Below are 8,163 nucleotides of genomic sequence, written 5' to 3' on the forward strand. Positions count from 1 at the left end.
ACGGCGCGGATGATCGCGATCGATTCGATGCTGCCCTTGGCGGCGCCGACGACGAAGCTGCGGTCGACCTTGATCGTCGAGAATTGTGTCTTGCGCAGATATCCGAGCGACGAATAGCCCGTGCCGAAGTCGTCCAGCGACAGACGGATGCCGAGCCCGATCAGCTGGTCGAGCAATTGCGCCGCGCCGCCGCCGTCGCGCAGGAAGACGCTTTCGGTCACCTCGATCTCGAGCCGCTGCGGCGAGAGCCCGGACTGCGCGAGCGCCGAGACGACTACCGAGGCGAAGCTCGGGTCGGTGAGCTGGTCGGCCGAGACGTTGATCGCGACCTTGAGGTTCGACGGCCATTTCATCGCTTCGCGGCACGCCGTGCGCAGCACCCATTCGCCGATCGGCGAAATGAGGCGCGCGTCCTCGGCAAGCGGGATGAAGCGCCCCGGCGAGACATTGCCGAGCTTCTGGTTGTTCCAGCGGATCAGCGCCTCGAAACCGTTCAATGTGCCGTCGGCGGCGGTCACCACCGGCTGGTAATAAAGTTCGAATTCGCCGCGTTCGAGCGCGCCGCGCAGCTCCTGCTCCATCACGCGCCGCTCCTCGGCCTGTGCATGGAGCGAGGCCACATAGGCGGCGACGACATTGCCGCCCTTGTCCTTCGATTTGTAGAGCGCAAGGTCGGCGTTGCGCGTCAGCGTCTCGACCGTTGCGCCGTCCTGCGGCCCGATCGCGAAGCCGACGCTGGCGCCGACGAACAACTGGTGATTGTCGACCACATAGGGGCGGCTGATCGTCGTGATGATCCGCTGCGCCAGCTCCTCGGCGGCATCGGCCGAGGCGAGGTTGTGGAGCACGACCGCGAATTCGTCGCCGCCGAGCCGCCCGCACGTCATGCCGCGCTCCATCAGCCCCTTGAGGCGCGCGGCGACCTGCGCCAGCAATTTGTCGCCGACGGGGTGGCCCAGCGTATCGTTGACCGCCTTGAACCGGTCGAGGTCGATCATCAGCAGCGCGCAGCGCGACTTGGCATCGACCGCATGGCCGAGCGCGCGCGAAATATCCTCGTTGAGGTTGAGACGGTTGGGCAGGCCGGTGAGATTGTCGAAACGCGCCATCTTGGAAATCTGTTCGGCGGTCGCGCGCTTTTCGGTGACGTCCGAGCCGACGCCGCGGAAACCCAGAAACTTGCCCGTTTCGTCGAGACGCGGCGAGGCGGAGAGCTCCCACCAGCGCGGCGCGCCGCCGATCGTCACCGGCACGATGAGGTTCGAGAAGCTCTCGCGCCGCTTCATCCGTTCGGCCATGTCGTGGAGGCTTTTGGGAAAGAGGCCCGTTTCCCAAGCATCGCCCGACAGCGCCTGGAGCAGCGGCACGCCCTCGAGCCTCTCGGCGGTGCCGCCGAGCGCATAGGCGAGGCGCGGCGAGACATGAATCAGGCGACGGCTGTTGTCGGTCTGCCACAGCCAGTCGGCCGAGGTTTCCTCGAACTCGCGGAGCAGCAGGCTGACCGTCTCGGTCTTTTCGTGCAGCGTCTCTTCGGCGCGGCGGAAGCGGACGTGGCTTTGCGCGAAGCGGACGCAGAAGGCGGAGAGCAGGAAGCCCGCGACCAGCGCCACCCCGGCGAGCTGCGGCGCGCCGGCGCGTGCGAGCGCGGCTGCGGCCGACAGCGAAACCGGGGCGATGAACAGCGTGCAGGCGAGCGGGACGCTGTGTGCGACGATCGCAAGGGTGACCATCATCAACACCGCGATCGTCCACATCGACAGCACATGGTCGAGCGTCGGGCTGAACCCTTGCAGCCAGAAGGGCGCCCCCCATACCAGCGCCGAATAGAGCGCGTGACGGCTGCACAGCCGATATTCGGCGATCCCCGACAGCTTGGGATCGCCGAGCGGCAGCCCCCTGAACCTGCTGTACGACCAGAGGCTGAAGAGCAGCATGCAGCCGAGCCAGCCGCCCGCGACGGGCAGCGGCACGCTGTGCACCATCGTGAAGGCGGCGACGATCGCCATGCCGATGCCCATCAGCAGGCGCAGCGAGCCGCGGCCGCGAAGCGGCGCGAGCTGGAGCTGGCGGAGGTTGCCGAGGTCCTGATTTCGCGGCCCCAGCCCCAGCAGGGTCCGCACGGGAATCTCTTCGGCAGCGATCGGGTCGGTCAACAGGCTTTTCACGCCTGCCGGTTTAGCGCACGGGTGTTACCCGAAGGTAACCAAGCGCCTGTCGACGTGCGGTTTTCTGTCCTGCCGTGGGACAGGAAAGGCTGTCGGGTCCGGCGGTGCGCTTGGGTTCCGACCCTAGGCCGCCATCGCAAAAGGCTGGATTTCGCCCGCCAGATATTGCGCGCGTGCCTTTGATCGGCTGAGCTTGCCCGAACTGGTGCGCGGCAGCGTACGCGGCGGGATCAGCTCGATCAGGCAGTTCATGCCGGTGATCGCGCGGACGCGGTCGCGAATCGTCTCGCGCAGCGCGAGCCGTTCGGCCTCGTCGCTGGTGCGGCACTGGACGAGCACCGCCGGCGTTTCCTCGCCGCCCGGCGTCGTGATCGCGAAGGCCGCAATGTCACCCGACTTGAAACCCGGAAGCTGCTCGACCGCCCACTCGATATCCTGCGGCCAGTGATTCTTGCCGTTGATGATGATCATGTCCTTGGCACGGCCGACGATATAGATGTAACCATCTGACATATAACCCATATCGCCGGTATCGAGCCAGCCGTCCGTCATGCAGGCGGCGGTCGATTCGGGGTCGCGATAATAGCCGGTCATCAGCGACGGGCCGGTGCACCACACTTTGCCGACGGTCTGGTCGGAGAGCGCGTTGCCCGCTTCGTCGCGGATCTCGATCACCATGTCCTTGACCGCCTTGCCGCAGTTGACGATCGCGCGGTAGCGCGTCGGCCGCCCGGTGTCGTTCGCGGCGCCCGACAGTTCGGTTTCCTCGACCAGTTCGACGACGATGCCTTCGCCCGGCGGCATGATGCTGACGGCGAGCGTCGCTTCGGCAAGGCCATAGCTCGGCAGGAAGGCGCTCGCCTTGAAGCCGGCGTCGGCAAAGGCGTCGACGAAGCTCTGCATCACGTCGGGGCGGATCATGTCGGCGCCATTGCCCGCGACGCGCCAGCGCGACAGGTCGAACCGGTCGGCGACATGGCTCTGGCTCGAGATGCGGCGTGCGCAGATGTCATAGCCGAAGGTCGGCGAATAGCTGAGCGTCGTGCCCTGATTGCGGCTGATCAGGTCGAGCCAGGCGAGCGGACGGCGCGCAAAATCCTCGGTCTTGAGATAATCGACCGAGACCTGGTTGGCGACCGGCGAGAGCAGGCAGCCGACGAGGCCCATGTCGTGATACCAGGGCAGCCACGAAATGCAGCGGTCGCTGTCCTGCAGCTCCATGCCGTGCGAGTGTGCCGAGAGATTGTTGAGCAGCGCGCCGTGCGTCACCGCGACGCCGTGCGGGAAGCGCGTCGAGCCGCTGCTGTACTGGAGATAGCAGGTCTCGTCGGTCTTCTGCTCGGGAAGGTCGGTCACCGGCGCGGCGCGTTTTTCGAATTCGCTCCAGTCGACCGGCTGCACATTCCGCTGCTCGGCCGCTTCGATCGCCATGGCAGCGATTTCGGGCGGGAAGAACAGCATACTGGGGTCGCAGCTCGTCAGCTGGACGACGAGCTGGCCGACATAGCTGTCGCGCCCGCCGAAGCTCGTCGGCAGCGGCAGTGGCACCGGCCAGGCGCCGGCATAGATGGTGCCGAAGAAGAGCGCGGCGAATTCGGCGCCGGTTTCGGCGATCAGCGCGATGCGGTCGTTCGGCTGCACGCCGGCGGCGATCAGACGGTACGCGGTGGCCAGCGCGTCGGCCTTGAGCTCGCTATAGGGATAGGGGCGCACGAGTTTCCCACGCGGATCGTGGAAATTGAGCCCGCGCGCGCCGCTGGCGGCATAATCGAGCGCTTCGCCGACGGTGGCGAAGTCCGAAAAGCGGCGCGGCTGGGCGCATTCGGTCGGCGTCGGCACGAGCGCATCGGCCGAAATCATGTCGGTATCGGTCATAGGGGCTGCGACATCCCGCGATACGGGCCGCGTGGCAACAAGCATGTCATCTTTTTGAGCCATGTAGTGCGTGCGAACCCTGTGTTGTTTGAACAAATCGCCCATTTCCGGGCTTTGATGCCCGATATGGCGGTGTTGATCGTTCTCAATCGGGCCCGACTGTGGCACAAACATGGCGATATGGCCAATCGCCGCGCTCCCCACGACCGATCGAAAAGACCGCTTGGCGCCGCCAAACTTGACGAGCTGGCGCTCGCCTATGTCGCGCGATTCGCGACGAGTCGCGCCAAGCTGATGCGCTATCTTGCCAGAAAAGTCCGCGAATCCGAATGGATGGACGAAAGTGACGCCATGGCGGCGTGCGAGGCGATCGCCGACCGGATGGAGCGGCGGCACTATCTCGACGACCGCCAATATGCCGCGATGCGCGCCGGCGCGATGACCCGGCGCGGGCTGGGCGTCCGGCGCGTCAAGGCGCAACTTTACGTCGACGGGATCGCCGAGGAGGACAGCGGCGAGGCGATCGAGGCCGCGGCAAATGCCGCGGTCGCCGCAGCCGTCGGTTTTGCGCGGCGGCGGCGGTTCGGGCCGTTCGCAACGCGCGGCAGCGACGATCCGAAACAGCGCGAGCGGCAACTCGCCGCCTTTCTGCGCGCGGGGCACGGTCTCGCTCTCGCCCGCCGCGTCCTTGCGGTCCCGCCGGGCGACGAGGCCGGGCTGGCGGCGCTGGACGACGAAGCGGTGCTCGATTAGGGCAGGGGCCGATCGATCCGGGACAAGGAATAGCCGATGCGCGCCATCATTACCGCTCTCGCCCTGTCGCTCGCCCTGCCGATCGCGGCATGCAGCCGGGACGCGAGCGAAGCCGAAAACGCCGCCACGATCCCGGTAACGATCACGGCAAAAGACCAGGCGCACACGTTCAACGTCGAGGTCGCGCGCACCGATGCCGAACAGGACCGCGGCCTTATGTTCCGCACCAGCCTGCCCGCCGATGGCGGAATGATCTTTCCGTTCGAAAAGCCGCGGATCGGCAGCTTCTGGATGAAGAACACGCTGATTCCGCTCGATATGATCTTCATCCGCGCCGATGGCAGCATCGACCGGATCGCCGAGAACACGATCCCGGAATCGCTCGAGCCCGTCGTCAGCGGAGGCGAGGTTTCGGCGGTACTCGAACTCGCCGGTGGCACCGCGGCACGGCTGGGCATCGACGAGACGGCGAAGGTAACGTGGAAAGATAGGAAATAGCGGTGCGGTGCGCCGTTTGCAGCTTGCAGACCGCGCATGCTTGGCTGTAAACGCCGCAGCCATGAGCATTCTGGGCAAGATTTTCACTTGGTGGGACGGTGCGACCGTCGGCACGCTGCTGAACAGCTGGAGCACGGGCGAGAAGGTGGGCGAGGACAGCCTCGGCAACCGCTATTTCCGCGCGAAAAAGGGCGGTCGTCGCTGGGTGATCTATAACGGATCGAACGATGCGAGCCGCGTGCCGCCCGAATGGCACGGCTGGCTGCACGGCACGTTCGACGAATTGCCGACCGATGTTCTTCCCGCGCCGCGCGCATGGGAGAAGGAGCCCACCGCGAACCTGACCGGCAGCACGGGCGCCTATCGTCCTGCCGGTGCGCTCGAACGCGGCGGCCACCGCGCCGCCGCGACCGGCGACTATGAGGCCTGGCGGCCAGAGTGAACCCCGGCATGCCGCGTCCGATTTCGACCGCGCTGATCGCGCTGCTGGCGGCGACCGCGCTGACCGCGTGCGATCGGACGCCGTCGAAGGCGGGTGGCAGCGCGACGGTTCCGACGGTCGCGAAATCCGAACGCGTGCCGCAGGAAGTCGGCGGGATCGAGGGTGCGACCCCGATGGGCGACCGCGTCGCCGTCGTCGGGCTGCTCAACAAGCGCAACGGCCTTGTTCGCGAGCTGGAGATGAAGCCGGGCGAGTCGGCCCGCGTCGGCCGCGCGATCGTTCGATTGCGCGCGTGCGAACAAACCGCGCCGTGGGAAGATCCGCCCGAAACCGGCGCCTTCGTCCAGCTCACCGTGCAGGACCAGAGCGACAACAAATGGCGCCGCGTCTTTTCGGGATGGATTTTCCGCGAGCGGCCCGACCGCAACGTGATCGAGCACCCGATTTATGACGTCTTCGTCAAGAGCTGCGCGATGACATATCCGGGCGGCGAGCCCGTTGCGCGGTCGGCGCCCAAGACCGGCGGTGTCGCGGCGCCCAAGGCGTCGAGCGCGCGCCAGTCACCCGCGACGAACGGCGGCGAGGGCACCGAAACCCCGGTCGCGCCGCCGACCGTTCCGGCTCCGGCGCCCAAGGCGCCGCCGTCCCCTCCCGCCAACACCGAGTAAAGCCGCGCAAGATAGTCTGCCTGGCGGATTTCGATCGCGCCGAGGCTGGCGAGGTGCGGGGTGATGAACTGGCAATCGAGCAATTTCCAGCCGCCCGCGATGAGCCGCGCGACGAGGTGCGCGAGCGCGACCTTCGACGCATCGCGCGCGCGGCTGACCATCGATTCGCCGAAGAAGGCCCGGCCGAGTGTGACGCCATAGAGGCCCCCCGCCAGCTCGCCATCAAGCCAGCATTCGACGCTGTGCGCATGACCAAGCTGGAAAAGCCGGTCATAGCTCGCCCTGATTACCGGGTTGATCCATGTCGTCGGCCGGTCATCGGCGGGTTCGGCACACAGCGCGACCATGTCGGCGAACGCCGCGTCGGTCGTGATGCGGAAGCGGTCCGACACGATCACCTTTTTCAGGCTGCGCGACAGGTGAAAGCCATCGAGCGGCAGGATCGCGCGCAGCCGCGGTTCGACCCAATGCACCGACGGGTCGTCCGCCCCGTCGGCCATCGGAAAAATGCCCTGCGCATAGGCGCTGAGGAGCAGCGCCGGATCTATGGACTCGAAGTGTTTCAGTTCGCGGGCTTCACGAATTTCAGCGTCATGCGATCCGATTCACCGATCGCGAGATATTTGTCGCGATCCTTCTCGCCTTCGGTCAGGTTCGGCGGCAGCGTCCAGACACCCTTGGGATAATCCTTCGTGTCCTTGGGGTTGGCGTTGATCTCGCTTTCGTCCGCGAGCCTGAAGCCTGCAGCCTCGGCGAAAGCGACGATCGAGCTTTTCTTCATATAGCCCGACTTTTCTTCCTTCGCGCTGTCGTCGTTCTCATTCAGCCGGTGCTCGACCACTCCCAGCGTGCCGCCGGGTTTCAGCATCGCGTAAATCTGTTTGAACGCGTTCGCCGTGTTGTCGGTACCGTCGAAGCGCCAGTTATGGACGTTGCGGAAGGTCAGCACGACATCGGCGCTGCCATCGGGTACCTTCGGGTTTGTCCCGGCATTGGGGAATTCGGCGAGCTTCACCGCGCCATAGGCGTCGGCATTTTCGGCCTGCTTGGCCTTGACGCGATTGAGCCCGCGCTCCCACGGCGCCGCGGCATAGAGCGTGCCGCCGCCGGCCTTGGCGAGCGGGGCGAGGATTTCTGTGTACCAGCCGCCGCCGGGCCACAGCTCGACCACCGTATCGCCGGGCTTCACGCCAAAGAAGGCGAGCGTTTCGGCGGGGTGGCGATATGTGTCGCGCGGCGTGTTCGTCGCGGAACGGGTCGGGGCGGCAACCGCGGCGGCGATCGCATCGCCGCTCTGGTGCGCGGCATGACCGGCGTGGCCGTCATGCTGCATCGCGGCGGCGGGAACGGCGATCAGGGCGGCGGCACTTGCAACCGATAACAGGACACGCATATGGGCACCTCTCTCCAGGGGGAATGGCCCCTGTTTGCGAAGGGATGCGCGGCAATGCAAGTGTCGATGCTGTCGGTGGCGATTGCGGCTGCGACGCTGTTCGGTATCGCCGAGGTCGCGAGCTGGCGCCGCAACAACCGGCGCGACGTCGAACAGGTCGGCTTCATGCCGTGGCGCGGGATCGCGCTCGCGTCGGCCGCCGTCGCGCTGTTCGCGGCCGCCTTCTGGCTGAGCGGACGCTAGATCCTTACAGGCAGGCTTCGAGATAGGGCTGGTCGAAGCCGTACTGGCGGGCCTTTTCAAGCGTATAGGGACGCAGGCCCATCGCGCGATATTCGCCGACGATCTTGCCGTCCTTGTCCTCGTCGA

The 8,163-nt window shown here is 66.3% G+C and carries 8 protein-coding genes and 1 pseudogene; 5 read left to right on the forward strand and 4 right to left on the reverse strand.

Annotation, left to right across the window (positions count from 1 at the left end; genetic code table 11):
- Together JHC57_RS19475 and JHC57_RS19480 are read right to left on the reverse strand one after the other, a co-directional pair.
- On the reverse strand, window positions 1-2,165 hold a 2,165-nt coding region (locus JHC57_RS19475; RefSeq protein ID WP_294032213.1), incomplete at its 3' end, for a bifunctional diguanylate cyclase/phosphodiesterase.
- 123 nt (window positions 2,166-2,288) lie between these two features.
- The gene (locus JHC57_RS19480; RefSeq protein ID WP_294032215.1) at window positions 2,289-4,040 is read right to left on the reverse strand and encodes a fatty acyl-AMP ligase; all 1,752 of its coding nucleotides are present in this window, start codon (window positions 4,038-4,040) and stop codon (window positions 2,289-2,291) included.
- Window positions 4,041-4,220: 180 nt separating this feature from the next.
- Here JHC57_RS19480 and JHC57_RS19485 point away from each other — a divergent pair, with 180 nt between their 5' ends.
- The 4 genes and pseudogenes from JHC57_RS19485 to JHC57_RS19500 all read left to right on the forward strand — a co-directional run.
- On the forward strand, window positions 4,221-4,793 hold the full coding sequence (locus JHC57_RS19485; RefSeq protein WP_294032216.1) for a RecX family transcriptional regulator: 573 nt from the start codon (window positions 4,221-4,223) through the stop codon (window positions 4,791-4,793).
- Between the two features lie 36 nt (window positions 4,794-4,829).
- Complete coding sequence (locus tag JHC57_RS19490; protein WP_294032218.1) at window positions 4,830-5,291, forward strand: DUF192 domain-containing protein; 462 nt, start codon at window positions 4,830-4,832, stop codon at window positions 5,289-5,291.
- 61 nt (window positions 5,292-5,352) lie between these two features.
- Window positions 5,353-5,733 carry an NADH:ubiquinone oxidoreductase subunit NDUFA12 gene (locus tag JHC57_RS19495; protein WP_294032220.1) on the forward strand — a complete coding sequence of 127 codons (381 nt, stop codon included), beginning with the start codon at window positions 5,353-5,355 and terminating at the stop codon, window positions 5,731-5,733.
- Between the two features lie 239 nt (window positions 5,734-5,972).
- Window positions 5,973-6,143: pseudogene (locus JHC57_RS19500) on the forward strand (DUF2155 domain-containing protein); the annotation flags it as partial.
- Window positions 6,144-6,178: 35 nt separating this feature from the next.
- Here JHC57_RS19500 and aat read toward each other — a convergent pair.
- Window positions 6,179-6,967, reverse strand: a complete 789-nt coding sequence (gene aat, locus JHC57_RS19505; RefSeq protein ID WP_294032225.1) for a leucyl/phenylalanyl-tRNA--protein transferase — start codon at window positions 6,965-6,967, stop codon at window positions 6,179-6,181.
- Window positions 6,964-7,794: a methyltransferase domain-containing protein gene (locus JHC57_RS19510; protein ID WP_294032221.1), complete on the reverse strand. Its 831-nt coding sequence runs from the start codon at window positions 7,792-7,794 to the stop codon at window positions 6,964-6,966. Before JHC57_RS19510 ends, aat begins: the two co-directional genes overlap by 4 nt.
- A gap of 54 nt (window positions 7,795-7,848) precedes the next feature.
- On the opposite strand from JHC57_RS19510, the gene JHC57_RS19515 reads away from it, so the two are divergent.
- Window positions 7,849-8,037 carry a hypothetical protein gene (locus JHC57_RS19515; RefSeq protein ID WP_294032223.1) on the forward strand — a complete coding sequence of 63 codons (189 nt, stop codon included), beginning with the start codon at window positions 7,849-7,851 and terminating at the stop codon, window positions 8,035-8,037.
- Window positions 8,038-8,163: the final 126 nt, after the last annotated feature.

This window comes from Sphingopyxis sp., assembly GCF_016463645.1.
In the GTDB taxonomy this organism is placed as follows: Bacteria; Pseudomonadota; Alphaproteobacteria; order Sphingomonadales; family Sphingomonadaceae; genus Sphingopyxis.

Excerpts from the sequence above, each read along its gene's own strand:
- JHC57_RS19515 (WP_294032223.1), top strand. The coding sequence starts at position 7,849 with ATGCAAGTGTCGATGCTGTCGGTGGCGATTGCGGCTGCGACGCTGTTC.
- JHC57_RS19490 (WP_294032218.1), top strand. The coding sequence starts at position 4,830 with ATGCGCGCCATCATTACCGCTCTCGCCCTGTCGCTCGCCCTGCCGATC.
- JHC57_RS19480 (WP_294032215.1), bottom strand. The coding sequence starts at position 4,040 with ATGACCGATACCGACATGATTTCGGCCGATGCGCTCGTGCCGACGCCG.
- JHC57_RS19495 (WP_294032220.1), top strand. The coding sequence starts at position 5,353 with ATGAGCATTCTGGGCAAGATTTTCACTTGGTGGGACGGTGCGACCGTC.
- JHC57_RS19510 (WP_294032221.1), bottom strand. The coding sequence starts at position 7,794 with ATGCGTGTCCTGTTATCGGTTGCAAGTGCCGCCGCCCTGATCGCCGTT.
- JHC57_RS19485 (WP_294032216.1), top strand. The coding sequence starts at position 4,221 with ATGGCCAATCGCCGCGCTCCCCACGACCGATCGAAAAGACCGCTTGGC.